This window comes from Mycolicibacterium parafortuitum (assembly GCF_002086815.1).
GTDB classification, from domain to species: Bacteria; Actinomycetota; Actinomycetes; order Mycobacteriales; family Mycobacteriaceae; genus Mycobacterium; species Mycobacterium parafortuitum.
In genome coordinates this window covers 69,761-94,412 of the sequence record NZ_MVID01000005.1, presented here as the reverse complement: position 1 = coordinate 94,412, position 24,652 = coordinate 69,761, and the positions used below count along the sequence as shown (strand labels likewise).

29 protein-coding genes and 1 tRNA gene are annotated in these 24,652 nt (G+C 68.5%); 13 read left to right on the top strand and 17 right to left on the bottom strand.

Going from position 1 to position 24,652, the window contains the following annotated elements:
- The first annotated feature begins 10 nt into the window (after positions 1–10).
- A complete protein-coding gene (locus BST38_RS08590) occupies positions 11–1,369 on the top strand; it encodes a flavin monoamine oxidase family protein (protein ID WP_083142857.1) in 1,359 nt (452 codons plus the stop codon).
- A gap of 6 nt (positions 1,370–1,375) precedes the next feature.
- Here the strand turns inward: BST38_RS08590 and BST38_RS08585 are convergent, their stop codons facing one another.
- Positions 1,376–2,593, bottom strand: a complete 1,218-nt coding sequence (locus BST38_RS08585; protein ID WP_083142856.1) for a cytochrome P450 — start codon at positions 2,591–2,593, stop codon at positions 1,376–1,378.
- Between the two features lie 95 nt (positions 2,594–2,688).
- Positions 2,689–3,918, bottom strand: coding sequence for a tRNA guanosine(34) transglycosylase Tgt (gene tgt, locus BST38_RS08580; protein WP_181791964.1), 1,230 nt, complete (start codon positions 3,916–3,918; stop codon positions 2,689–2,691).
- 17 nt (positions 3,919–3,935) lie between these two features.
- Between tgt and BST38_RS08575 the strand changes: the two genes are divergently transcribed.
- Positions 3,936–4,394, top strand: coding sequence for a lipoprotein LpqH (locus BST38_RS08575; RefSeq protein WP_083142855.1), 459 nt, complete (start codon positions 3,936–3,938; stop codon positions 4,392–4,394).
- Between the two features lie 75 nt (positions 4,395–4,469).
- Positions 4,470–4,931, top strand: coding sequence for a lipoprotein LpqH (locus BST38_RS08570; protein ID WP_083142854.1), 462 nt, complete (start codon positions 4,470–4,472; stop codon positions 4,929–4,931).
- Positions 4,932–4,958: 27 nt separating this feature from the next.
- On the opposite strand, the gene BST38_RS08565 is transcribed toward BST38_RS08570, so the two are convergent.
- Positions 4,959–5,303, bottom strand: coding sequence for a DUF732 domain-containing protein (locus tag BST38_RS08565; RefSeq protein WP_083142853.1), 345 nt, complete (start codon positions 5,301–5,303; stop codon positions 4,959–4,961).
- Between the two features lie 89 nt (positions 5,304–5,392).
- Here BST38_RS08565 and BST38_RS08560 point away from each other — a divergent pair, with 89 nt between their 5' ends.
- Positions 5,393–5,761, top strand: coding sequence for a hypothetical protein (locus BST38_RS08560; RefSeq protein ID WP_083142852.1), 369 nt, complete (start codon positions 5,393–5,395; stop codon positions 5,759–5,761).
- A gap of 32 nt (positions 5,762–5,793) precedes the next feature.
- Here BST38_RS08560 and BST38_RS08555 read toward each other — a convergent pair whose 3' ends face one another.
- Positions 5,794–6,810: a dihydrodipicolinate reductase gene (locus BST38_RS08555; RefSeq protein WP_083142993.1), complete on the bottom strand. Its 1,017-nt coding sequence runs from the start codon at positions 6,808–6,810 to the stop codon at positions 5,794–5,796.
- Positions 6,811–6,887: 77 nt separating this feature from the next.
- Here BST38_RS08555 and BST38_RS08550 point away from each other — a divergent pair, with 77 nt between their 5' ends.
- Genes BST38_RS08550 through BST38_RS08540 form a run of 3 tightly spaced genes read left to right on the top strand, consistent with a single transcriptional unit; the run spans position 6,888 to position 8,864 of the window.
- Positions 6,888–7,805, top strand: a complete 918-nt coding sequence (locus BST38_RS08550; RefSeq protein ID WP_083142851.1) for an NAD(P)H-dependent flavin oxidoreductase — start codon at positions 6,888–6,890, stop codon at positions 7,803–7,805.
- Positions 7,806–7,835: 30 nt separating this feature from the next.
- On the top strand, positions 7,836–8,180 hold the full coding sequence (locus BST38_RS08545) for a hypothetical protein (RefSeq protein WP_083142850.1): 345 nt from the start codon (positions 7,836–7,838) through the stop codon (positions 8,178–8,180).
- A gap of 9 nt (positions 8,181–8,189) precedes the next feature.
- A complete protein-coding gene (locus BST38_RS08540; protein ID WP_083142849.1) occupies positions 8,190–8,864 on the top strand; it encodes an SGNH/GDSL hydrolase family protein in 675 nt (224 codons plus the stop codon).
- On the opposite strand, the gene BST38_RS08535 is transcribed toward BST38_RS08540, so the two are convergent.
- Both BST38_RS08535 and BST38_RS08530 read right to left on the bottom strand, forming a co-directional pair.
- Positions 8,861–9,619 (bottom strand): DeoR/GlpR family DNA-binding transcription regulator, encoded by a 759-nt coding sequence (locus BST38_RS08535; RefSeq protein WP_083142992.1) that lies wholly within the window; start codon positions 9,617–9,619, stop codon positions 8,861–8,863. The genes BST38_RS08540 and BST38_RS08535 overlap by 4 nt on opposite strands.
- 9 nt (positions 9,620–9,628) lie before the next feature.
- Positions 9,629–11,614 (bottom strand): PTS mannitol transporter subunit IICBA, encoded by a 1,986-nt coding sequence (locus BST38_RS08530; RefSeq protein ID WP_083142991.1) that lies wholly within the window; start codon positions 11,612–11,614, stop codon positions 9,629–9,631.
- Between the two features lie 193 nt (positions 11,615–11,807).
- On the opposite strand from BST38_RS08530, the gene BST38_RS08525 reads away from it, so the two are divergent.
- The 3 genes from BST38_RS08525 (at position 11,808) to BST38_RS08515 (ending at position 14,448) form a co-directional block, all read left to right on the top strand.
- Positions 11,808–12,893 (top strand): zinc-dependent dehydrogenase, encoded by a 1,086-nt coding sequence (locus BST38_RS08525; protein WP_083142848.1) that lies wholly within the window; start codon positions 11,808–11,810, stop codon positions 12,891–12,893.
- An 82-nt stretch (positions 12,894–12,975) separates the two neighbouring features.
- Positions 12,976–13,149: a CsbD family protein gene (locus BST38_RS08520; RefSeq protein WP_083142847.1), complete on the top strand. Its 174-nt coding sequence runs from the start codon at positions 12,976–12,978 to the stop codon at positions 13,147–13,149.
- 309 nt (positions 13,150–13,458) lie between these two features.
- Positions 13,459–14,448, top strand: coding sequence for a hypothetical protein (locus tag BST38_RS08515; protein ID WP_133057214.1), 990 nt, complete (start codon positions 13,459–13,461; stop codon positions 14,446–14,448).
- Between the two features lie 56 nt (positions 14,449–14,504).
- Here the strand turns inward: BST38_RS08515 and BST38_RS08510 are convergent.
- From BST38_RS08510 to BST38_RS08500, 3 genes are all read right to left on the bottom strand, one after another.
- Positions 14,505–14,595 (bottom strand) — tRNA-Ser (locus BST38_RS08510).
- Between the two features lie 131 nt (positions 14,596–14,726).
- The gene (locus tag BST38_RS08505; protein WP_083142845.1) at positions 14,727–15,188 is read right to left on the bottom strand and encodes a nucleoside deaminase; all 462 of its coding nucleotides are present in this window, start codon (positions 15,186–15,188) and stop codon (positions 14,727–14,729) included.
- Positions 15,178–15,702 carry a tRNA adenosine deaminase-associated protein gene (locus BST38_RS08500; protein WP_083142844.1) on the bottom strand — a complete coding sequence of 175 codons (525 nt, stop codon included), beginning with the start codon at positions 15,700–15,702 and terminating at the stop codon, positions 15,178–15,180. The genes BST38_RS08505 and BST38_RS08500 overlap by 11 nt, the downstream gene beginning before the upstream one ends.
- Positions 15,703–15,775: 73 nt before the next feature.
- Here BST38_RS08500 and BST38_RS08495 point away from each other — a divergent pair, with 73 nt between their 5' ends.
- The gene (locus BST38_RS08495; protein ID WP_083142990.1) at positions 15,776–16,720 is read left to right on the top strand and encodes a prephenate dehydrogenase; all 945 of its coding nucleotides are present in this window, start codon (positions 15,776–15,778) and stop codon (positions 16,718–16,720) included.
- Here BST38_RS08495 and BST38_RS08490 read toward each other — a convergent pair.
- From BST38_RS08490 to BST38_RS08470, 5 genes are read right to left on the bottom strand one after another with little or no spacing between them, the layout of a single operon-like run.
- The gene (locus BST38_RS08490; RefSeq protein WP_083142843.1) at positions 16,683–17,279 is read right to left on the bottom strand and encodes a putative glycolipid-binding domain-containing protein; all 597 of its coding nucleotides are present in this window, start codon (positions 17,277–17,279) and stop codon (positions 16,683–16,685) included. The two genes, BST38_RS08495 and BST38_RS08490, sit on opposite strands and share 38 nt — an antisense overlap.
- Positions 17,276–18,058 carry an ABC transporter permease gene (locus tag BST38_RS08485; RefSeq protein ID WP_083142842.1) on the bottom strand — a complete coding sequence of 261 codons (783 nt, stop codon included), beginning with the start codon at positions 18,056–18,058 and terminating at the stop codon, positions 17,276–17,278. Before BST38_RS08485 ends, BST38_RS08490 begins: the two co-directional genes overlap by 4 nt.
- Entirely contained in the window at positions 18,055–18,729 is a 675-nt protein-coding gene (locus BST38_RS08480) for an ABC transporter permease (protein WP_083142841.1), read from the bottom strand. The genes BST38_RS08485 and BST38_RS08480 overlap by 4 nt, the downstream gene beginning before the upstream one ends.
- Before the next feature lie 2 nt (positions 18,730–18,731).
- Positions 18,732–19,841: an ABC transporter ATP-binding protein gene (locus tag BST38_RS08475; RefSeq protein WP_083142840.1), complete on the bottom strand. Its 1,110-nt coding sequence runs from the start codon at positions 19,839–19,841 to the stop codon at positions 18,732–18,734.
- Positions 19,842–19,853: 12 nt separating this feature from the next.
- Positions 19,854–20,804, bottom strand: coding sequence for a glycine betaine ABC transporter substrate-binding protein (locus BST38_RS08470; protein ID WP_083142839.1), 951 nt, complete (start codon positions 20,802–20,804; stop codon positions 19,854–19,856).
- A 106-nt stretch (positions 20,805–20,910) separates the two neighbouring features.
- Between BST38_RS08470 and BST38_RS08465 the strand changes: the two genes are divergently transcribed.
- Positions 20,911–21,273: a LapA family protein gene (locus tag BST38_RS08465; protein WP_083142838.1), complete on the top strand. Its 363-nt coding sequence runs from the start codon at positions 20,911–20,913 to the stop codon at positions 21,271–21,273.
- Here BST38_RS08465 and BST38_RS08460 read toward each other — a convergent pair.
- The 3 genes from BST38_RS08460 to BST38_RS08450 form a co-directional block, all read right to left on the bottom strand.
- Entirely contained in the window at positions 21,266–22,117 is an 852-nt protein-coding gene (locus tag BST38_RS08460) for a transglutaminase-like domain-containing protein (protein ID WP_083142837.1), read from the bottom strand. The two genes, BST38_RS08465 and BST38_RS08460, sit on opposite strands and share 8 nt — an antisense overlap.
- A 100-nt stretch (positions 22,118–22,217) precedes the next feature.
- The gene (locus tag BST38_RS08455; RefSeq protein WP_083142836.1) at positions 22,218–23,240 is read right to left on the bottom strand and encodes a phosphotransferase family protein; all 1,023 of its coding nucleotides are present in this window, start codon (positions 23,238–23,240) and stop codon (positions 22,218–22,220) included.
- Between the two features lie 10 nt (positions 23,241–23,250).
- A complete protein-coding gene (locus tag BST38_RS08450; protein ID WP_083142835.1) occupies positions 23,251–23,862 on the bottom strand; it encodes a histidine phosphatase family protein in 612 nt (203 codons plus the stop codon).
- Between the two features lie 18 nt (positions 23,863–23,880).
- On the opposite strand from BST38_RS08450, the gene BST38_RS08445 reads away from it, so the two are divergent.
- Positions 23,881–24,642: an SDR family NAD(P)-dependent oxidoreductase gene (locus BST38_RS08445; RefSeq protein ID WP_083142834.1), complete on the top strand. Its 762-nt coding sequence runs from the start codon at positions 23,881–23,883 to the stop codon at positions 24,640–24,642.
- Positions 24,643–24,652: the final 10 nt, after the last annotated feature.

The following is a 24,652-nucleotide window of genomic DNA, read 5'->3' as shown; positions in this document are numbered from 1 at the left end:
GGTGTCCGTCATGGCAAGTCGTGAAGCGGACGTCCTGATCGTCGGTGCGGGGATCTCGGGGCTGATCGCGGCCCGTACCGTGCTGGCGGCGGGGTTGACGCCGCTGATTCTCGAGGCCGACACCCGGGTCGGTGGCCGGGTGCTGACCGAGGACGTCGCCGGGCTGCCGATGGAGCTCGGCGCGCAGTGGATCGGGGACACCCACCACCGGATGTTCGCACTCGCCGACGAACTCGGCGTCGAGACCTACCCGCAGTTCGACGACGGCGAGACCAGCTATGAGATCGCCGGCACCGGGGTGTTGCGCGGCAACGAATTTCACGACCGCTTCGCCGACGAGCTGGCCGAGCTGGAAAAGGTGCTGCGCCGCCTCGACGAGCTGGCCGCCGAGGTGTCCCCGGCCACCCCGTGGACCGCGCCGCACGCGGCCGAATGGGACGCGATCACCGCCGGCGCCTGGTACGACGCCCAGGGGCTCTCGCCGGTGGCGCGCACCCTGCTGGAGATCTGCACCGTCGGGATCCTCGCCGTGCCGACCGTCGAGGTGTCGTTCCTGCACCTGCTGTTCACGATCCAGACGTGCGGGGTCACCTCCGAGCTGTTCGCCGAGTCCGAGGGCGGCGCCCAGACCACCCGGTTCGTCGGCGGCACCGCCGAGATCCCGAAGCGGTTGGCGGCGTTGATGTCCGAGCACATCGTGCTCGACTCCCCCGTCCAGTTCATCGAGCACACCGCCGACAGTGCCACGGTGCACTGCCGCGGTGGGCTGACCGCCCGCGGGCGCCGGGTGATCGTCGCGGTCTCGCCGGCCCTGGCCGGGCGCATCATGTACGACCCTCCGCTGCCGGGCCACCGCGACCAGCTCACCCAGCGGATGCCGAACGCGGCGGCGATGAAGGCGTTCTTCGTCTACGACGAACCGTTCTGGCGCGCCGACGGACTCAACGGCCAGCTGATCTCCGACATCGGCCCGGCCCGGATGTCCAACGACACCTGCATCCAGGGTGACGGCCACGGCGTGATCCTGCTGTTCCTCGAAGGCGAGCAGGCCCGCACCCACGGCCGCTGGACCGAGGCCGACCGCCGGGCCGCGCTGACCGCCGAACTGGTCCGCCATTTCGGCGACCAGGCCGCCCGTCCGCTGCACTACGTCGACGGCGAGTGGGCCGACCGGCAGTGGACCCGCGGCTGCTACAACGCCAACTGCGGCCCGCTGGTGTGGACCACGTACGGCGACGCGCTCGCCGAGCCGATCGGCGTCATCCACTGGGCCTCCACCGACACCGCCGTCGAGTGGAGCGCCTACATGGAGGGCGCCGTCGAGGCCGGTGAGCGGGCCGCCCGTGAGGTCATCGAAACGCTCGGTTGAGTTGTCTCACAACGTGATCGGAAGCTCCGTCATACCGCGCAGCGTGACGTTCGGCTTGTAGCCGGGTTCACCGGCCAGCGCGGCCGTCGGGAAGCGGGACGTCAGCGCGGTCAGCGCGACGGTGGCCTCCAGCCGCGCCAGCGGTGCGCCGATGCAGAAGTGCGGGCCCTTCCCGAACCCGAGGTGGCGGATCGTCTCCCGGTCCGGGTCGAACTCGTCAGGCCGCTGCACGGCGTCCGGGTCGCGGTGCGCGGCCGCGGTCAGCAGCATCATGTTGTCGCCCTTGGGAACCGTGACCCCCGTGATGGTCATGTCCTCGGCGGCGATCCGGCCCACCAACTGCACGGGCGGGTCGTAGCGCAGCGTCTCCTCGATCACCGGTGCGGCGCGGTCCGCGTCGGCGGCCAGCGCCGCCCACTGCCCGTCGTGGCGCAGCAGCGCCAGGATCGCGTTCGCGATCAGGTTCACCGTCGTCTCGTGCCCGGCCACCAGCAGCAGGTTGCACGTCGCGACGATCTCGTCCTCGGTGAGCTGGTCACCGGACTCCTCGACGTGGATCAACCCCGACATCAGGTCCTCTCCGGGGTCGCGGCGTCGCCGGGCGATCAGGTCGCGCAGATAGCCGCGCAGCCACCGGCCGGCCCGCATCCGCTCCTCGAAACCGTCGCCGGCCGAACCGGTCACCGTCGCGAACGGGTCCAGCGACTGCGCGAGCAGCGCCGAGGCCGCGCTGAACTCGGGTTCGTCCTCGAGCGGGACCCCGAGCAGCCGGCAGATCACCGCGACCGGAAGCGGATAGGCCAGCCCGGCGATCGCGTCGAACGTCCCGTCGACGTCGCGCAGCAGACCGTCGACCAGCGCGACGATCTCCGGTTCGAGCGCCTTGACCACCTTCGGCACGAACGCCTTGCTGACCAGCCGGCGCAGCCGGGTGTGGTCGGGCGGGTCGAGGAACAGGAAGCCCGGCGGGCCGAACGGGCGAGGTTCGGCGCCGTCGGCGATCGCCCGCTGAGCGATCGTGGACTTGAGCCGGTCGCTCGCCGCGTCCGGGTGGCGCAGCACCTCGTCGCATGCGGCATAGGTGGAGAACACCGTCAGGTTGTTGGCCGGCAGCTGGAGCGGACCCCGCGCACGGATCTGCGCGTACAGCGGGTACGGATCGGCGCGGACGGCGGGGTCAAGCATCGTCAACAGCAGCGACTGCGGGTCGGCGGCGGTCGTCATGCTCTTATTGTGCATACGTCTAAAGAGTGCCTGGTCACAATTGTGGGCCTGGTGTACGCGGATCGGCGGGTCCGCGTACACAGGGCCCACAGTCGTCAGACCTTCGTCGCGTAATAGCGCCCCAGCACGTCCTCACGCAGCTCGTCGAACCGGCCCGCCGGGATGGACTCGCGGATCTGGTCGACGAGCCGGATGATGAAACGCTCGTTGTGGATCGTGCACAGCGTCTTGGACAGGATCTCCTTGGCCTTGAACAGGTGGTGCAGGTAGGCGCGGGTGTAGTTGGCGCAGGTGTAGCAGTCGCAGTCGGCATCGATCGGGGTGAAGTCGCGGCGGTAGCGCGCCCCGGTGATGTTGAAACGGCCGTCGCGCGAGTACACCGCCGCGTTGCGGGCCACCCGTGACGGCGAGACGCAGTCGAACGTGTCGGCGCCCGCGGCGACGGCCGCGAACAGGTCGTCGGGTTCGCTGATCCCGAGCAGGTGGCGCGGCTTGTCCTCGGGCAGTTCGCTGCTCACCCAGCCGACGATGGTGGACAGGTTCTGCTTCTCCAGCGCCCCACCGATGCCGTAGCCGTCGAAGCCCCGGCCGTCCGCGTCGACGATCTCGGTCAGGCCGCGCGCGGCCTTCCGGCGCAGATCCTCGTACTGGGCGCCCTGCACCACCCCGAACAGCGCCTGCGGCGGCTTGTGCGAGCGCTCCACCGACAGCCGGCGGTGCTCGGCCAGACAACGCACCGCCCATTCGTGGGTGCGCTGCACCGACTGCTCCTGGTAGGCGCGGGTGTTGACCAGCGTGGTCAGCTCGTCGAACGCGAAGATGATGTCGGCGCCGAGCTGATGCTGGATGCCGATCGACACCTCCGGCGTGAACCGGTGGGTGGACCCGTCCAGGTGGGAGCGGAACGTCACCCCGTCGTCGTCGACATGGGCCAAGCGCTGCTTGCCCTCGGCGATGATGTCGTCGGCCTGCACCCGCTTGGTGTCCATCGCGAGCACCTTCTTGAAGCCGACGCCGAGCGACATCACCTGGAACCCGCCGCTGTCGGTGAACGTCGGCCCGTCCCAGTTCATGAACGCCCCGAGACCGCCCGCCGCGTCGACGATGTCCGGGCCGGGCTGAAGGTAGAGGTGGTAGGCGTTGGCCAGCACCGCTTGCGCGCCAATCTCTTTCATCGTCTCCGGCAGTACGGCCTTGACCGTGGCCTGGGTGCCCACCGCGATGAATGCCGGAGTCTGGATGTCGCCGTGCGGGGTTCGGATCGTTCCGGTGCGGCCGAGTTGTCCGGGCAGTTGACTGTTCACGGTGAAAAAGGGGACGGGCACGCCGTAGATTCTGCCCTGTGCAATCACGCTGGACTCTGGCCGCCGCGGCCACCGCCCTGGCCGCGCTGGCCCTGACCGGGTGCTCGTCACCGCCGCCCGACTACGACCCGCCGCCCGGCGCGCTGGTCGCCGGCACCGCGCAGGTGAGCGTCAACGGCACCGACCTGGGGCTCACCGACACCGTGCAGTGCGACCCGGCCGGGACGCTGCTGATGATGACGACGCGCGATCCCGACGACCCCGAAGCCCCTGGCATCTCGGCCACGATCGCCAGCGAGGACGAACTCGTGGTCCGTCAGGTCGGCATCCGCGACCTCGGTGGGTTCACCGGCAGCTACAACCAGGGCCTCGGCGGCGAGGCGACCGTGACGATGACCGACCGCACCTACGACATCCAGGGCACCGCGGACGGATTCGACACCGACAACCCGAGCTTTCGAACAACAGGCAATTTTAAGATCAAGATCGCCTGTTGACGCGGTTTCAGCGGTAATACTGCACTCGATGGTCCGCCGATCTCGGCGAATCACACGATGCAAAGGAGCTCCGTGATGAACCGTCAACTCGTCGTCGCAGCAAGCGGCGCAGCCCTCCTCATCGCCGGCCTGTCGGGCTGCGGCGGCTCTGACAAATCCGAGACCACCGGGGAGACCTCGTCGGCAGCGGCCGCCGAGGGCAAGAGCACCGTCACCATCGACGGCGCCGACCAGGAGGTGAAAGGCACCGTCGTCTGCTCCGACATGGGCGGCAACACCAACATCGCCATCGGCGACGCCACTGCGGGCATCGGGGCCGTCGTGACCACCGGCGACGAGCCGACCGTGGTGTCCGTCGGCCTCGGCAACGTCAACGGCGTCACCCTCGGCTACGCCAGCGGCTCCGGCCAGGGCGAGGCCAAGGTCGATAAAGACGACAAGACCTACAAGATCTCCGGCACCGCCACCGGTGTCGACATGGCCAACCCGATGGCGCCGGTGACGAAGCCGTTCGAGATCGAGGTGACCTGCCCGTAGCCAGTCAGGGCCCGGTCAGGACCCGGCTCAGGACCCGGTATAGCCGGCGGCCGACTGCCGCAGCTGCCAGATCTGCGCGGGGCAGAGCTCGTTGACGGCCTGATTGATCAGGTATCCCGCCTGGTAGTAGTCGGTGGTGTGGAAGTCGGCCTTCACCTGGTCGACCAGTTCGGCGTAGCTCATCTGCGCCGCCACCCGATCGCAGACGGTGTTTCCGTAGCCGATCGCGGCCTCGGCGTTCGGGAAGTTGTAGCCGGGCCGCACGTGCACGTTGACCAGATACGCGACCGTGTCGGCGTGCGCGGACGGCGCGGCGAGCAGCGCCGCCGCCGGGATCGCGCTCGACAGCAACACCTTCACCAGCGAGTTCATGGGTGATGAATCTACGCTGCGCGCCGAGCCGCGGCGGCAATGCGGGCAAGCTCACCCCGTGGCGCGGCCGCGCGATTTAGGGTGGGCCCATGAAGTTGATGGCAGCGGCGGCGATCGCCGGTGGTCTCGTTGCCGCGCCGATGATCGGCGCGGGCACTGCGTCGGCGATCCCGAACGTCTGCGACGGCGCGGGGTGCGTGCCGTACGTCAGCACCGAGGCGCAGCTCGGTGAGTTCTGCAAGCAGAACACGCGCTACAACTACGGATTCGACGGTTCGGGCAACACGCTGGCCTGCAACTCGAAGAGCACCTGGATCTCGTCGCCGCCGCTGGTCGGGGTGCGCACCCTGCGGTCGGCGTGCGACTCCACCGGGGTGGCCCAGAGCCCGGACGGCGTCCCGCTCGTCTGCAAGGACGGCGCGTGGTCGGCCGACTACTGGACGATGTTCTACGGCTGACGTTCTACGGCTGACGTTCTAGGGCTGCCGTTCTACCGGGCGAACGCGCCGGCGTTGTAGATCAGCGGCAGCGTTGCCGACGTCGCGAACCCCGTCGGCGCCTCGCACACCGCCGCAACGGCGTTGAGCACCTGCATCGCGGTCGCGACGTTCGCCGACCGCACGTGTTCCTCCATGCTCGCCGCACGGGTGAAGCTCGCCATCGAGAAGAAGTGGGTCTGCATCGACGGATCACCCTCGATCGTCAGCGTCCAACCGTGCCGGGGTTTGGGCCAGTGCCCCGGATACTCGTTGCCGACCGTCCAGAGCGTCTCGATCTCGACGAGCGGCTCACCGTTGCGCAGCCCGGTCCAGCGCCAGTGCTGGCCGGCGGTCGTCCCGGCCGCCAGCAGATGGTCGAAGATCTGGTGATCCTGTTGGGCGGCAACGGCTTCCACGGTAGCGGTGACCTCGTCGAGGTCGGCACCGAGCGCGTCGCCGAGAAACCACACCTGCTCGGTGAAGATCGAGCTGTTGAAGGCCAGGAAGTCCGTCGAGGTGGGGCTGATCGAGTCCACCGGCGCACCGAAAGCCATGTTGTCGAACGTGATCCCGGTGCTCTCGTACACCGACCAGTCGGCGCGCTCCTGCAGCGTGACCTTGTCGATGCGCCGGCTCATCCCCGACAGCGCCAGCGGCAGCACGCCCGACAGGTTGCCCGGGTTCAGCCCGCTGCCGTGCACCGAGCTGCCACCCGTCTCGCACGCAGCGAGCACCCGGTCGCGGTCGGCCGGGTTCATCCGGCGGGGATGGAACAGGAACGCGGTGGTCGCGACGTTCTTGCCGCTCGCGAGCACCGCGCACACGTCGTCGAGGTGCGCGGTGCGCGGCGTGTAGAGCACGCAGTCGGCGTCGGTCGCGAGGATCGCGTCGACGTCGGTGGTGGCCCGCACCCCGATCGGCGCCCGGCCGACCAGTTCCCCCAGGTCCGCACCGTCTTTGGCGTCGGAGTACACCTTCGCGCCGACGAGCTCCAGGTCGGGGCGACCGTCGAGGATCGCGGTCATCATCTCCGAGCCGACAGCGCCTGTGCCCCACTGGATCACCCGATACACAGCCGGACGGTAGCAGTATTACCGTTACGCCCGTGACCAATCGTGTTCAGGACCTGCTGGGTGTCGAGTTCCCCGTGGTGCAGGCGCCGATGACCTACATCGCCCGCGCCGAACTCGCCGCGGCGGTGTCCGAGGGCGGCGGGCTCGGCATGATCGAGACGCTGACCGAGGACGGACGTGCCGATCTGCTGCGCGTGCGTGACCTCACCGATCGTCCGGTCGCGGCGAACCTGATGATTCAGGGCTGGAAGCGGGATCCGTCGATCGTCGACGTCCTCGCGTCGGCCGGGGTGCGGCACGTGTTCACCTCCGCCGGGGATCCGGCGCTGTTCACCGAGCGGCTGCACGACGCCGGGATGGTGGTGGTGCACGTGGTCGGCTCGCTGAAGGGTGCGTTGAAGGCGGCCGACGCCGGCGTCGACGCGCTCGTCGTCGAGGGTGTCGAGGGCGGCGGGTTCAAATCCGCGCTGGGTGCGTCGACGATGGTGCTGTTGCCGTTGGTCGCCGACCGCGTCGACCTGCCGATCATCTGCGCGGGCGGCATGTGTGACGCCCGCTCGGCGGCGGCGGCCGTGGTGCTCGGCGCCGAGGGTCTGCAGATGGGCACCCGCATGCTCGCCAGCGTCGAAGCCGCCGTGCACACGAACTTCAAGGACGCGATCGTCGCCGCCGACGACGCGGGCACAGTGTTGCTCGAAGTGCCCGGCAACCCGACGATGAGAGTGCTGCGCACCGGCCTGGCGGCGCGGATCGGCGAACACGACCCGACTGCGCAACTGCTGGGCCGGATCACCGACCTGTACTTCGGCGGAGACCTGGAGGCCAGCGTCGCCAACACCGGCCAGGTGTCGTCGCGGATCACCGACGTGCGCCCCGTCGCCGACATCGTCCGCCAGACCTGGACCGACATCCAGGCGGTGCTCGACCAGGCTGGTCCAAGGCTCGGTTGATCCGCCGTCCCGCGGGGCACACTGGTGGACATGGACAGCGACAACGACAGTGCCTTCACCGGCGACGACACCCTGAGCCCCAGTGAGGCCCTGGACTCCGACGAGATCCGCAACGACGACGGCGACATCGTCGTCGACCCGCCCGAGCGGTGGATCGAAGCCGAAGAGCACCACAGCCTCGACGAACAACTGGCCGCCGAAGTGCCCGACGTGCAGCCCGACGAGGACCTGCCCGACAACCGGCCCACCCGGCAGAACCGCGGGCAGATCGACGGCACCCCCGAAGACGGGGACTCCTTCTTCACCGTGGTCGACGACGACGAGCACCAGGCCGTTCCGGGCGATGACGAGGCGGACACCATCATCGAGGACTAGCGTGGCCTCATGCCCACGAAAAGGATTCTCTGCTTTGGTGATTCGCTGACCTGGGGTTGGGTGCCGGTGGCCGACGGGATGCCGACCGAACGCTTCGCCCCGGACGTCCGCTGGACGGGCGTGCTGGCGGCCGAACTGGGGCCGGACTACGAGGTCATCGAAGAAGGACTGTCGGCGCGTACCACCAACCTCGACGATCCGACCGATCCGCGACTCAACGGGGCGGCGTACCTGCCGTCCTGCCTCGCCGGCCACCTGCCGCTGGACCTCGTGGTTCTGATGCTCGGCACCAACGACACCAAGGCGTATTTCGGCCGTACCCCGTTGGAGATCGCCCTGGGGATGTCGGTGCTGGTGACGCAGGTACTCACCAGCGGTGGCGGCGTCGGGACCTCCTACCCCGCGCCACAGGCGCTGGTGGTCTCGCCGCCACCGGTCGCGGCGACACCGCACCCGTGGTTTCAGTTCATCTTCGACGGCAGCCAGGACAAGAGCGCCAAGCTGGCCGAGGTGTACTCCGCGATGGCGTCGTTCGTGAAAGTGCCGTTCTTCGACGCGGGTTCGGTGATCTCGACCGACGGCGTGGACGGGATCCACTTCACCGAGCAGAACAACGCCGAGTTGGGCCGGGCGATGGCCGAACAGATCCGCGGGATCCTGGGCGCGGCGCCGTCGGGCGACTAGACGCGCACGACGAACGGCCCCTGGGCCTCGTAGCGCAGCGCTTCGGCGGCGCCGAGTTCGGTGCCGGTGACGATCGCCTCGAAATCGGGCACGTCGGCGAAGCGGCAGAAGCTGCTCTCCCCGAACTTCGAGTGCGCGGCGACCATCACGGCCCGGCGCGCCACCGTCACCGCAGTGCTCTTCACGGCCGCCACCGCCGGGTCGGGGGTGGTCAACCCGTGTTCGAGTGAAATCCCGTTGGTACCAAGGAAAGCGACATCGATCACCAGGCTGCGCAGCATGTCGGTGGCCCAGTGGTCGACGGTGGCCAGGGTGCGCCCGCGCATCCGCCCGCCGAGCAGCAGCACGGTCACCGTGCGGCTGTGGGCCAGCGCCTCGGCCGCCATTAGCGACGACGTCACCACAGTCAACTCCTGCTCGGCGAGGCGTTCGGCGATCAGCCGCGGCGTGAAGCCCTCGTCGAGATACACCGTCTCGGCCCCGTGCAGCAATTCGGCTGCCGCACTCGCGATCCGGTGCTTCTGCGCCAGGTCCACCCGGCTGCGGTACTCGACGCCGGACTCGAACGCCGCGGTCTCCAACGGCACCGCGCCGCCGTGCACCCGCTTGAGCAGGCGGCGGCCGGCCAGCACCTTCAGGTCGCGCCGGATCGTCTCGCTCGCGACGTCGAGCTCCGTCGCGAGCGCGGCGACCTCCACCCGCCCGCGGGTGCGGGCGAATTCGACGATCCTGCTCTGCCGGGTGTCGGAATCCACCAACACAGGCTACTTTTGCGCACCCATCAAGATCGACCTGACTTCCTCAGCTGTGGTCGCCTGCCGCAGCCGGGCAACCTCGTCGGCGTTGAGGAAGATCTGCGCGATCTTGGTGAGCAGCGCCATGTGGTCCTTACCCGCACCCGCGATCCCGACGACGAACTCGGCGGGCTTGCCGTTCCAGTCGATCGGCTCGGGGTAGCGCACGAACGACAACCCGGTGCGCCGGATCGCGTCCTTGGCCTCGTTGGTGCCGTGCGGGATCGCGAGCCCGTTGCCCATGTAGGTCGAGATCGAGTTCTCCCGGTCGTGCATCGCGGCGACATACGCCGGATCCACGGCACCGGCGTCGACCAGCAGGCGGCCGGCCTCGTCGATCGCGTCGGCCGCCGATGAGGCCGAACCGGAGAGCACGATGGACGACAGCGGCAACACGTCGACGTCGGCGGCGGGTTCGTCGTCGGGAGCGTCCTCCGGAGCGGTCTGTGCGCCTGCTCCGTTGGTCTGCTTGAGCTGTTCGACGATCTCGTCGTAGCGGGGGCTGCTCATGAAGTCGTCGACCGACACGTGGATCGCCGAACCCGTCTTCTGCGACGCGCGCGCCGTCAGATCCCGGTGCGACACCACCAGGTCGTAGCTGTCGGTCAGGTTCGAGATGGCCGAGTTGGTCACCTTGACGTCGCCGAAGCCGGCCTGCTGAATCTTCCTGCGCAACACCGATGCTCCCATCGCCGAGGACCCCATGCCGGCGTCACAGGCGAACACGATGTTCCTGATCGGCCCGCTGTGGCCCGCTCCCGCGCCCACCAGAGCCGACGAGACGCTGGACTTCTTGCCCTTCATCTCCTCCATCGACGCGGTGGCCGCGGCGAGGTCCTGCTCGTCGTCGGCGCGGTCGGTCTTGAGCAGGAACGCCGCGACGACGAACGACACCGCGGCGGCCCCGAGCACCGACAGCGTGACTCCGAGGAAGCTGCCGCTGGCGGTCTGGGCGTAGATCGCGATGATCGAACCCGGCGCGGCCGGAGCTCGCAGACCGGAGCCGAACAACACGTTGATGAACACGCCCGTCATGCCGCCGAGGATGACCGCGGCGATCAGCTTCGGCTTCATCAGCACGTACGGGAAGTAGATCTCGTGGATGCCGCCGAAGAACTGGATCACCGCGGCCCCGGGCGCCGACGCCCGTGCGACACCCTTGCCGAACACCGTGAACGCCAACAGGATTCCGAGACCCGGGCCCGGGTTGGTCTCGAGCAGGAACAGGATCGATTTGCCGGTCTCCAGCGCCTGGGTGGTGCCCAGCGGGGTCAGCACCCCGTGGTTGATCGCGTTGTTCAGGAACAGCACCTTGGCCGGCTCGATCAGGATCGAGGTCAGCGGCAGTAGGTCGTTCTCGACGAGGAAGTCCACCGCGTTACCCGCGGCGCGGGTGAACGCCGAGACGATCGGTCCGATGCCGAAGAACCCGAAGACCGCCAGAATCATGCCGAGGATGCCGGCGGAGAAGTTGTCGACGAGCATCTCGAAGCCGGGACGGATCTTGCCTTCCCACAGCGCGTCGAGTTTCTTCATGCACCAGCCGCCCAGCGGACCCATGATCATCGCGCCGAGGAACATCGGGACGTCGGCGCCGGTGACGACGCCGACGGTGGCGATCGCGCCGACCACCGCACCGCGGTTGCCGTGGATCATCCGCCCGCCGGTGTATCCGATCAGGATCGGCAGCAGGTAGGTGATCATCGGGCCGACGATCCCGGCGCCGTCGTAGGCTCCCCAGCCACCGATCTTGGCAACCCAGCCGTCGGGGTCCCTGAGCCCGGCGAAGATTCCCTGTAGCCAGCCCTGCTCGATGAACAGTGCGGTGATCAGGCCCCACGCGATGAACGCGGCGATGTTGGGCATGACCATGTTGGACAGCGCGGTGCCCAGTTTCTGCACCCGGACCCGCACCCCGGTCCGCTCGGGCGGTTCCTGGACCACTGCTTGCGACATCTCAGCCTCCGATTTCGTCCGCGGCCGGGTGATACCGGTCACACCACACCTGAAGCTCAGTAGACCGCACAAACGGGCATCAATGCAAGCATTCGGTCAAAATCGGTCATAAGTGGCGGTGGTTTTGTGCCCGAATGCGCGTTAGAGTGTTGAAGAGCACACATCTTGATGGCACCTGCCGAGAGGACTCACGATGAAGGCCCTGCGCTTCTACGCCCCCGAGGACGTCCGACTGGAAGACGTGCCGGAGCCCGATTGCGCGCCCGACGAGGTCAAGCTGCGGGTGCGCAACTGCTCGACGTGCGGCACCGACGTGAAGATCCTCCACAACGGTCACCAGAACCTGACCCCGCCGCGCACGATCGGACACGAGATCGCCGGCGAGATCGTCGAGGTCGGCGCCGATGTGAATGCGACCTACGGCAGCAACTGGCAGGTCGGCGATCGCGTGCAGGTGATCGCCGCGGTGCCGTGCGGAGAATGCCACGAGTGCCGCAAGGGCTGGATGGCGGTGTGCCAGAACCAGACCTCGATGGGCTACCAGTACGACGGCGGCTTCGCCGAGTACATGATCGTGCCCCGCCAAGTGCTCAAAGTCGATGGGTTGAACCGGATTCCGGACAGTGTCGGGTTCGACGAGGCGTCGGCCGCCGAACCGTTCGCATGCGCGATCAACGCACAGGAGCTGCTCGGCATCGAAGAGGGCGACACCGTCGTGGTGTTCGGCGCGGGCCCGATCGGCTGCATGCACATCCGCATCGCCCGCGGCGTGCACAAGTGCGGGCCCATCTATCTCGTCGACGTCAACGACGCCCGGCTGAAGATGTCGGCCGACGCGGTACAGCCCGACGGCGTGATCAACGCCGCCGAGGTGGACGTCGTCGAGAAGGTCATGGAGCTCACCGGCGGCCGCGGCGCCGACATCGTGATCACCGCGACAGCCGCCAACATCGCTCAGGAGCAGGCGATTTCGATGGCGGCGCGCAACGGCCGGATCTCGTTCTTCGGCGGGTTGCCCAAGACCGACCCGACCATCACATGCGACTCGAACCTCGTGCACTATCGGCAGCTGCACATCCACGGCGCGAACGGCTCGGCGCCCGAACACAACAAGCGCGCACTCGAGTACATCTCGACCGGACAGGTCCCCGTCAAGGACCTGATCACCCGGCACATCCCGCTCGACGACGTGCTCAGCGCGTTCGAGATCGTCAAGAACGGCGAGGCGATCAAGGTGACGGTGGAGCCCACGCCGGCTGACGTGCCCGCCGGCGTCTGAGGTTTCGAAATCGCGCCGTACAGGTATTCCATCCGCACGGTTCGACCACGGGCCGGCTCGACACTGATGCGGAGGAACGCACATGGGCGCCGAAGACAAGGCCAGCAACAAGATCGACAACCTCGGCGGCAAGGCCAAGGAGGGCCTGGGCAAGCTGACCGGTGACAAGAGCACCGAGAACGAGGGCAAGTTCGACCAGGCGAAGTCCAGCCTCAAGGACGCCGGCGAGAAGATCAAGGACGCGTTCAAGAACTAGACCGCGCACGTCTGCGAAGGGCCCGCCACCGACACGGTGGCGGGCCTTTTCGCGTGTCCGATAATTGACGCGACAGCAAACTTTACGAACTGGACCGCAGCCCATCGTGGCGCGTTACGCTGCGTGAACTCGGGCGCAGGATGCGTCCGTTACTGGGGGCGCAACGGGGGAACAGCCTTGAGTAGACGTATGCAACGATCGGCCGTCGACGTCGAAGAACGCTCGCAACCAGGCGTTTTGGCGGTCCGTGCGCCCACATTCGTCGTTCTTTCGGGTTTGCTGGCGGTCGCGCTCGCTATCGCGGCAGGGGTGGCCGCGAGCCCCGCCACAGCGGACGCCGGTGATGATTCCAGCAACGTCTCGGCTCGCGCCGGCTCGGTGACATCGGCCAAGCCGACCGGTGGCCGGGAGTCGCGTGCGCCATCCGCGTCCACCACGGACCGCGCCGTCCGGGACGACCCCGCGTCGATGCCGGCAGGCGCCCGCACCGGTGCGCGCCGCGATTCGACCGCGCGGCCGTCGCTCACGGCAGAACCCGACGTCGGGGTGTTGGACGAGGTGGACCCGGCACCCGAGACCGAGCCGACACCCGAGGTCGAGCCGGTACCCGCAGCGGCGGATCAGGTGGCCACCCCCTACGGCCAGATCGGCAAGTGGATGCAGGACTCCCGCGGAGACATCGCCGACTACGGCGGGCTGCCGTTCGAGGGCCGCACGGTGCTGGAAACGGTGAACGTGGTGATCGTCGACACCACTTCCCGGAGCCGACTGGAGGCGACGTGGCGGCTCAACGCCGCGATGCGGCGGGCCGGTTTCCCACCCCGGCTGATCCACAGCACCGGGTTCCGCGGCCTCATCGACAATCAGCTCTACCGGCAGCAGCCGCAGGGTCTGCTGGTCGGCTATTCCGATGCGTTCTTCCTGGCGCCCAACAACCACGGACGGATCTTCGGGCCCGATCCCGTCGAGACGGCGGGCGGCTACGTGTGGAGCGGGGCGTTCAGCACCGAGGAGTTCGTCTTCTATCAGCGGCTGCCCCGGCACGCGTATGTGTCGTCGAACCAGGCCCGCGACGCGCTGGCCGCCAAACTCATCGCGAGCGGTCGGGCTACGTCGGGAGGCACGGTCTCCCTGGCGAACTCCTACAACACCGCCACGGTGACGACCGGCGATCACGACGGTTACGCGGTGGTGCTGATCCTGAACAATCTCACCGCACTCGGAGCTGCCGCGCCGAACTCGCGCCGGTGCGCGGGCCCCGAGGCGCCCTACCCGTGGTGTGCTGCCGCCGCGGCCTGAGGACCGGGCCGCAGAAAGCGGAAAGCCCCGACCGGATGAGTCGGGGCTTTTCACTATGGCGGTGGCGGAGGGATTTGAACCCTCGGACGGGGGTTACCCGTCACACGCTTTCGAGGCGTGCTCCTTAGGCCGCTCGGACACGCCACCGTGTGGCAGCTTACCGACCGAGCCGGTGTGGACCAAAACGCCGCCTATTGGGCGCCGAGCGTGCGCCAACTGCGGTCTCTGCCCGGCGTGTCGCGCGCAGACACGCACGCTCGCGGGGAAAAGGAAGGGGGTCAGCGGTGGCGGGCGAAGAACTCCTCCAGCGGGGCGGCGCAGTCGGCCTCCAGCACTCCCCCACGCACCTGCGGGCGGTGCGTCAGGCGCCGGTCGCGCACCACGTCCCACAGCGAGCCGACCGCGCCGGTCTTCGGTTCCCAGGCCCCGAACACCACCCGCGCCACCCGGGCCATCACCAGCGCGCCGGCGCACATCGTGCACGGCTCGACCGTCACCGCCAGCGTCGCGCCCTCCAGCCGCCAGCCGTCACCGTTGACCAGCGCCGCCGCCCGCAACGCCAGGATCTCGGCGTGCGCGGTCGGGTCGCCGAGCGCCTCGCGGGCGTTGGCCGCGCGCGCCAACTCCGTGCCGTCGGCGCCGATCACCACCGCACCGATCGGGACGTCCCGCGGTCCGGCCTCACGCGCGGCAGCCAGTGCCGCCCGGATCAGCGCCTCGTCGCGCGGATCACCGGCCAAGACGCTTGAGGACCGCCGACAGCTCGTCAGTGAAGCCCATCTCCCGCGCGATCCGGTCCACCTGCTCGTCGGCGTACAGGTCGTCGCTCTCGTCGAGGATCACCCCGAGCACCGCCTCGGGCAGGCCGATGTCGGCGAGCACCCCGAGGTCGCCCTCCTCGAACGGGTCACACCGCTCGAGTTCGTCGTCGTCGATGTCGGCGTCGAGCTTCTCCAGCACCTCCGCCGCGAGGTCGTAGTCCAGCGCCGCGGTGGCATCCGAGAGCAGCAGCCGCGTCCCCGACGGTGCGGGCCGTACGATCACGAAGAACTCGTCGTCGACGTCGAGAATGCCGAAAACCGCTCCAGCACTGCGTAACTCACGCAGTTCGGTCTCGGCGTCGGTCAGGCTGGTCAATGCGGACTTCCGCATCGCTGTGCATCGCCACTTGCCGTCCTCCCGGACGACCGCCACGCCGAAGCCGTCCGGGACGTCGGTCGCCCGCTCCTGCTTCTGTGCACTCTGCGCTCCCATGGGAGCTAACGGTAGTCCCCAGCAAGTGCCTTGACCAGCGGGTCCGTACCCTGGGCGGGTGGCGAAGACACCGGTGTGCGTGATCGGCCTCGGCCTGATCGGCGGGTCACTGATGCGGGCCGCCAAGGCGGCCGGCCGAGAGGTCTTCGGCTACAACCGTTCGGTCGACGGCGTCGACGCCGCCCGCCGCGACGGATTCGACGCGACCACCGATCTCGGCGAGGCACTGTCGCGCGCGGCAGCCGTCGACGCGTTGATCGTGCTGGCCGTACCGATGCCCGCGCTGCCGCTGATGCTGCGCCACGTCCGCGACACCGCCCCGAACTGTGCGCTGACCGACGTGACCAGCGTCAAGGGTGCCGTGCTGCGCGAGGTCGACGAGGCCGGGCTGCTCGACCGGTTCGTCGGCGGCCACCCGATGACCGGAACCGCGTACTCGGGTTGGGCCGCCGGTGATGCGGACCTGTTCGCGGACACGCCGTGGGTGCTCAGCGTCGACGACCATGTCGATCCCGGCATCTGGGCGACCGTGATGCACCTGGCGCTGGACTGCCGCGCGTTCGTGGTGCCGGCCCGCTCCGATGAGCACGACATCGCGGCCGCGACTATCTCGCATCTGCCGCACCTGCTCGCCGAGGCGCTCGCCGCCACCGCCGGGGAGGTGCCGCTGGCGTACGCGTTGGCCGCCGGGTCGTTCCGGGACGGCACCCGGGTCGCGGGCACCGCACCCGACCTGGTCCGGGCCATGTGCGAGGCGAACGCCGACCAGCTGCTGCCGGTGCTCGACCAGACGCTGCGGCTGCTGATCGACGCCCGCAACCATCTCGCCGGCCACCAGTCGGTGGCCGATCTGGTCGAGATCGGGCACGCCGCCCGGATCCGCTACGACACGTTCACCCGCCCGCAGATCGTGACGGTGGTGATCGGATCCGACGGCTGGCGCGACGAACTCGCCGCGGCCGGGCGCGCCGGCGGGGTGATCAGAGCCGCTCTGCCAACCCTGGATAGTCGAGGATGAAACCGTCGTCGTCGACGGTGATCGTGGTGTCGGCGACCGGCGACTTCAGTTTGATTCCGGTGTCGGTCGCGTCATAGCTGATCGTCTCGACCACCACCGACAGGTCGGGCACCCGCACATAGACCACCGGGACGACGGCGGACTCTCCACTGCCCGGCAGCACCCCCAGCCTGCGGATCGGCAACGCGTTGAAGAACGGGCTGAACACCATGTCGACGTCGAGCGCACCGTCGAAGGCCGACCGGCTGGTCTGCCCGGAATGCTCCTGTACCAGCCACATGTTCTCCTCATCACGCGCGATCGAGAGCTGACGCTCCCGTTCGGCCAGCGTGACGGTCAGCGACAGCCGTTTGGTCCCGCCGAGTTCGTCGGTGACCAGGTCGTAGGACGCGCTGAACGCAGGATGCGCCGATGTGGCGGCCGCCACGACGCGGCCGTAGGCCTTGATGCGTTTGCCGGACATCTGCACCCGGACCGACTCCATCCGGGGTTCGTCATGCGCACGCCACGTCAGGACCGCGGGCCAGGTGTTCGCCTCCGAGCGATCGGCTTCACTCATGCCTCTACCGTAGGCGACGGTCCAGCCCGGCCGTGAACGGACCGCGTACGGCCCGGCGAAGCAGATTCCAGTGCCACCTCGTCGTCGAGGAACGGTTGCGGCAGCGTGCGGCCACGGCTCAGCCGGCCGGTGCCGGGCACCGACGCCCAGACCGCGAACGCGAGCAGCGCGTCGAGGATCAGGGCCAGCGCGGTGACCATCAGCGCGCCGACGAGCGCCAGATAGAACTCGCGCACCTTGATGCCGTCGATCAGGTAGCGGCCCAGCCCGCCCAGGCTCGCGTACGCGGCGACGGTCGCGGTCGCGACGATCTGCAGGGTGGCGGTCCGCAGCCCGCCGAGGATCAACGGCATCGCGTTCGGGGTCTCCACCCGCAGCAGGATCCGGGTCTCCGTCATGCCCATCGACCTGGCCGCGTCGACCACCGTGCGGTCCACGTTCGCGATGCCCGAGTAGGTGCCGGCCAGCAGCGGCGGGATACCCAACAACATCAGCGCGACCGTGGGCGGGACCAGCCCCAGCCCCCACAGCAGCACCCCGAGCAGCAGCACGCCGAGGGTCGGCAGGGCTCGCAGCGCGTTGACACCGGTGACGACCAGGAAGGTGCCGCGGCCAGTGTGCCCGATCACCATGCCCAGCGGCACCGCGATCAGCGCCGAGAAGAACACCGCGATCGCGGTGTACTGAAGGTGTTCAAGGATGCGTGCGGTCAGCCCGGCGGGCCCGCCCCAGTTGGCCGCGGTGAAGATGAAGGACAACGCCTCCTGCAGGAAGTTCATGCCGCAGCCCCCGCCTTCTGCTTCCGGGTCGCCCGGGGCTGGGCTCTTATCCACGGCGTCAGGACCCTGCCGAGCAGCATGATCAGGGTGTCGACCACGATCGCCAGCACGAAGATCGCGACGATGCCGGCGATGATCTGGTCGCTCTTGTTGGCCTGATAGCCCTCGGTGAACCAGGTGCCGAGCCCGCCGATGCCGATCACCGAGCCGACCGCGACCATCGAGATGTTGGTCACCGCGACCACCCGCAGGCTCGCGATGAGCACCGGAAGGGCAAGCGGCAGTTCGATCTTCAGCATCCGGGTGAGCGGTTTGTAGCCGACGGCGGTGGCCGCGTCGAGCACCGCCGGCGACACCGCGTCCAGCGCCTCGGGCACCGCCCGCACCAACAGTGCGACCGTGTACAGCGTCAGCGCGACGATCACGTTGGCCTCGTCGAGGATCCGGGTCGGGATGATCAGCGGCAGCACCACGAACAGCGCCAGCGACGGGATCGTGAAGATGATGCTCGCGGTGACGGTGGTCAGGCGGCGCAACACCGTGGTGCGCTGGACCAGCGCGCCGAGCGGCACCGCGATCAGCAGCCCGAGCACGATCGGGATCAGCGACAACCGCAGATGGATCACCGTCAGGTCCCACAGGGTGTCGAGGTGGGTGAACAGGTAGCGCATCGCTACGCCCCGTGCCTTGCGCTGCGCTGCGCCTCCAGCGCGGCCAGCACGTCGTCGGCCTTGACCCCGCCGATCACCTGACCGTCACCGTCCACCGCGACACCGACCCCGGCCGGCGACGACAGCGCCGCGTCCAGCGCCTGCCGCAGCGTCCCGTCCGGCCGGAACAGCGATCCGCCGGCGATCGTGCTGTCGTACAACGAACTTCCGTTACGGTGCAGTTGCACACCCTCGGTATCGATCCACGCGTACGGGCTGCCGTCGGGTTTGGTCACCAGCACCCAGTCACCGGGACTCATTGTCAGCGTGTCGATCTCGGCCTCCGCGACATGGCGGACCTCGTGCAGCGGAAGGCCGCTGGCGTGGAAGAACTGCAGTCCCCGGTAGCCCCGGTCGGCGCCGACGAAGCCCGCGACCGCGTCGTTGGCGGGGTTGGACAGCAGCCGGGCCGGGGCGTCGTACTGCTGCAGCACCCCGCCGCGGCCGAACACCGCGACCTTCTCGCCGAGCTTGACCGCCTCGTCGATGTCGTGGGTGACGAACACGATCGTCTTGCGCAATTCGCTTTGCAGACGCAGGATTTCGGTCTGCAGATCCTCGCGAACCACGGGGTCGACGGCGCTGAACGGCTCGTCCATCAACAGGATCGGCGGGTCGGCGGCCAGCGCGCGGGCCACCCCGACACGCTGCTGCTGGCCCCCCGACAGCTGCGCCGGATAGCGGTCGGCCAGCCGCGGATCGAGTCCGACCCGTTCCAGCACACCCAACGCGGCTTTGCGTGCACTGCGCCGTGATTCACCGCGCAGCACCGGGACGGTGGCGACGTTGTCGACGACCCGCAGGTGCGGCATCAGCCCCGCGCTCTGGATCACGTACCCGATCCCGAGCCGCAACTTCACCGCGTCGACGGTGCTGACGTCCTTGCCGTCGACGGTGAGCGTGCCCGACGTCGGTTCGATCATCCGGTTGATCATCCGCATCGACGTCGTCTTGCCGCAGCCCGACGGTCCCACGAAGACTGTGAGGGTGCCTTCGGGGACCTCGAGCGTCAGATCGTCGACCGCGACGGTGCCGTCCGGATACTTCTTGGTGATGTTCTGGAATTCGATCACCGGAGGCTCCCCCTACTTCCCGATCGGTTGGTCGAAGCCGTTGTCGGCCACCCACTTCTGTGCGGCCTCGTCGGGATCGACACCCCGGTTGCCCTCCACCGAGGTGTTCAGTTCGATCAGCGCCTCGGTGGTGAGTTTCGCGCTGACGGCATCGAGCACCGTCTTCAGTTCGTCCGACATCTTCTGGGATGCGACCAGCGGGACCACGTTGGCGGCCAGGAACACGTTCTCCGGGTCCTCCAGCACCACCAGGTTGCTCTGCTCGATCGCCGGGGACGTGCTGAAGATATTGGCGGCCGTGACGGTTCCGTCCTTCAGCGCCGCGACGGTGGCGGGGCCGCCGCCGTCGCTGATCGCGATGAAGTTCGCCGGTGCGATGTCCAGCCCGTACTTGGCCTTGAGGCCGACCAGCCCGGTCTGGCGGGTCTGGAACTCCGACGGCCCACCGACTTTCACCTCGGGCGAGCGGGTGGCCAGGTCGGCGATCGAGGTCAGGTTCCACTGCTGCGCGATCTCCTCACTGACCGCGAGGGTGTCCTTGTCCTCCGCCGGAGACGGATACAGGATCGACAGGTCCCCGGGAAGGGCCTTGAACAAGGCGAGCAGCACCTCGTCCGGTGTGGTCGCGGGACTCTCGGGATCGAAGTACTGCAGCAGGTTCCCGGTGTACTCGGGGATCAGATCGATCGAATGATCCTGCACGGCCGGGATGTAGGTCTCCCGGCTGCCGATGCCGAACTGACGGCCGACGGTGAAGCCGTTGGCCTCCAGCGCCTGCGCATAGATCTCGGCGATGATCTTCGATTCGGTGAAGTCCGCCGAGCCGACCTTGATGGTCTTCAGATCGCCGGAGATCTCCCCACCGCCGAGCGGATTGGAGCTGCCGCAACCGGCGAGCAGAACAGCGATCAGGGCCATGACCACCGGGACGAAAGCGGGTTTGGTGCGTCGGGTGCGGTTCATCCGGACGTCCTTTCCATCTCGCTGCGCCTGCGAGAAGTGGTTTCGCAGACCTTACGACACCTGCGAAGTGGTTTCATTCAAAGAGCGAAAGGGCAAAGATGGACCCATGACCAGCGATCCGTTCGCATCGTCCGACCCGCCTGCCTTCGATGCGCCGCCGCATCCGCAGTCGGGATCGGTGCCACCTCCGCAGTCGGCGGTGAAGTTCACCAAGGCCGCCGCGATGTGGGGCTCGCTGGCGTTCGGGTTCCTCGTCCTGATCGTGCTGCTGATCTTCATCGCGCAGAACACCGAGTCCACCCCGCTGCACTTCCTGGCCTGGGAGTGGACACTGCCGCTGGGGGTGAGCATTCTGTTCGCGGCCGTCGCCGGCGGTCTGCTCACGTTCGCGGTGGGCGCGGTGCGGATCTTCCAGCTGCGGCGCGCGGCCAAGAAGAACCTCAAGGCGGGGCTGCCGCCGGTCACCTGATCGAGACGAGCTGATCGACCGAATCCCTGGGCAGGTCCCCGTCGACGGTCGCGAACACCTCCATGTTGTTGACCGTGATCTGGCCCTTGTGGTTGTCCAGCCACGCGGTGTCGGCTGCGTCGCGGCCGGTGGCGATGCGCACCAAGGACTGTCGCGGCGCCAGCAGCGTCGCGTCCACGACCCGCCACTGTCCGTCGACGTAGGCCTCCGCGACGGCGTGGAAGTCCATCGGCTGGCAGCCCGGCGCGTACACCGAGACCAGTCGGGCGGGCACGTTGACCGCCCTCAGCAGTGCGATGACCAGGTGCGCGTAGTCGCGGCACACGCCGGAGCCGGCCAGCAGGGTGTCGGCGGCACCGTCGATCGGATCGCTGGAGCCGGGAACGTAGTTCAGCCGCGACCCGACCCAGGCCGCGATCTTCTCCAGGATCGTCGCCGAGTCGGCGATGTCCCCGAACTCGGTGCCCGCGAAGCCGAAGAACTTGTCCGCCTCGGCGTACCGGCTGGGCCGCAGATAGGTGGACAGGTCCAACTCGCGCACCGGCGGCGGATCGGCGTGCCCGAGGACCGTCGCGGAGTAGCTGACCTTCAGGTTCCCGACGGGCGCTTCGAGTTTGTGGATCCGGTTGCCGTGCTCACCGCTGATCTCCTGAATCTCGCTGAGCGGAATCTCCTTGCCGTTGAACACGAACGACAGCGATTCGGACACCTCGGCGCCGGGCTGCGGCGCGACGGCGATCTGGAACTCGAGTGTGGTCGGATCGGTGATCTCGATGTCGAGTTCGGCGCCGACATCGCGTTTGAAAACGTCGCGGGGGGATGCGTCGTGGGTGGCGGTGTCCACGGCAGGTCGTCTCTTTCCGATCCGAGGGAGCAAGCGGGTGGGGCGGGTGGAAGGCACGCGTCCTTCTACCCACCGACGACCTGCGGTGAAACCTACCGAATCAGGATAGGGCTTCCAGCCCCGCCGCGATGAACGGGCGCACCGCCCGGTCGACATCCTCGGTGCCGTCGGCGACCCCGCCGCCGACCCGGGCCCGGTAGGCGATGCCGGCCGCGATGATCGCGATCTTGAAGTAGCCCAGCGCCATGTAGAAGTCCCAGTGATCCAGCGGCTTACCGCTGGCCAGCGCATAGCGCTGTGCCAGGTCCTCGGTCGGCGGCATCAGGTCACACGCCCACGCCGCGTCGTCGTGCACGGCATTGAACGTCGGCAGCCGGTACACGCACATCAGCGCGGCGTCGCTGAGCGGGTCACCGAGCGTGGACATCTCCCAGTCCAGCACCGCGGCGACCTTCGTCGGGTCGTGTTCGTCGAGGATCGTGTTGTCGATGCGGTAGTCGCCGTGCACGATCGCGGCACGGGACTGCGCGGGGACGGACTCGGCCAGCCGCTGGTGCAGCTTCCGCACGTCGGCGTCGGACGGATCGTCGTCGCGCTTGACCAGATCCCACTGCGATCCCCAGCGCCGGACCTGGCGCTCCAGGTAGCCGTCGGCCTTGCCGAAATCGCCCAGCCCGACGGACTCCGGATCCACCTCGTGCAGATCGGCCAGCACCTGGATCAGCGCGTCGACGGTGGCGTTGATCGTGTTCTGGTCGCCGAGCGCGGCCAACTCCGGGGCGTGGCGTACCACCCGGCCGCGGACCCACTCGACCATCTGGAACGGGGCGCCGAGCACGGAGTCGTCGTTGCTCATCGTCACCGCGCGGGCCACCGGCACCGCGGTGCCCGCCAGCGCGGCCACCACCCGGTACTCGCGGGCCATGTCGTGCGCCGACGGGGTCAGCCCGTGCAGCGGCGGCCTGCGCAGCACCCATTCGGAGGCGTCGTCGGCGACCAGGAAGGTCAGATTCGAGCGCCCACCTGCGATGAGCTCGGCGCGCAGATCCCCGCTGCGGGGCACTCCGACCTCACGGAGGTGGCGGTCCAGGGCGGCAAGATCGAGGCCTTCGAGCTCAGTCACGGCGTTCTGTCTACCACCTGTGGTTGCGCGGCAGGAGATCCCATACGTGTTCGGTGCCGTTGACCCCGGCCACTCCGAGGCGCCCCGTCCGCGACGACGCCAGCAGTCGCGTCACCGACGCGTAGTCGACCTGGAACGACAGCAGCCGCTCGGTGCCGAGGATCTGATGCAGCAGCACGTTGATCACACCGCCGTGGCTGAACATCGCCACGGTGTCGTCGCGGTCCGCGGAGTCGACGATGTCGGTGATGCCGGCCCAGATGCGCTCCTTGAACACGTCCTCGTCGACGCTGCTCGGCAGATGCCCGTCGATGAGGCGCTGCAACTCCTGCGGGTTCTCCTTCGCGATCTGCTCGATCGGGATGTAGTGCGGCAGGTCGCGGTCGTACTCGGCGAGCCGCTCGTCGACGTCGATGCTCAGCCCGAGCTTGTCGGCGACGGGCCTGCCGGTCTCGATCGCCCGCACCTGCGGGCTGCTCACCAGCCGGGTGATCGGGAAGCGGGACAACGCGTCGGGCAGCCGTTTCGCCTGCTCGACCCCCTCGGGGGACAAGCGGGGATCCGAACCCTGTCCGGGCTCGCTCCGCAGCGGCAGCGCATGTCGGACCAGAAGCAATTGCACCGTGACACCATATGGCCCATGACCGGTTTCGCCGACCAGCTGTTCGACCTGACCGACCGGGTGGTGCTGATCACCGGCGGCAGCCGCGGGCTGGGGCGGGAGATGGCGTTCGCGGCGGCACGATGCGGCGCCGACGTGATCATCGCCAGTCGCAAGTACGACGCGTGCGTGTCGACCGCCGAGCAGATCACCGCGGAGACCGGCCGGGCCGCGTTCCCGTACCAGGTGCACGTCGGGCACTGGGACGAGCTCGACGGGCTGGTGGACGCCTCCTATGAGCGGTTCGGCAAGGTCGACGTGCTGGTCAACAACGCGGGCATGTCCCCGCTGTACGACTCGCTGTCGTCGGTCACCGAGAAGCTGTTCGACGCGGTGGTGAACCTGAACCTGAAGGGGCCGTTCCGATTGTCGGCGCTCATCGGGGAACGGATGAAGGCCGCGGGCAGCGGCGCGATCATCAATGTCAGCACCCACGGGTCACTGCGGCCGCATCCGTCGTTCATCCCGTACGCCGCGTCGAAGGCCGGCCTGAACGCGATGACCGAGGGCCTGGCGCTCGCGTTCGGACCCGAGGTCCGCGTCAACACGCTGATGCCCGGGCCGTTCCTGACCGACATCAGCAACGCATGGAACTTCGAGGGCACCGAGAACCCGTTCAGCAACAGTGCGCTGCAGCGCGCCGGCCGGCCCGCCGAGATCGTCGGCGCCGCACTGTTTCTGATGTCGGACGCGTCGAGCTTCACCACCGGCTCGATCCTGCGCGCCGATGGCGGCGGCTAGCGGGTCGTCA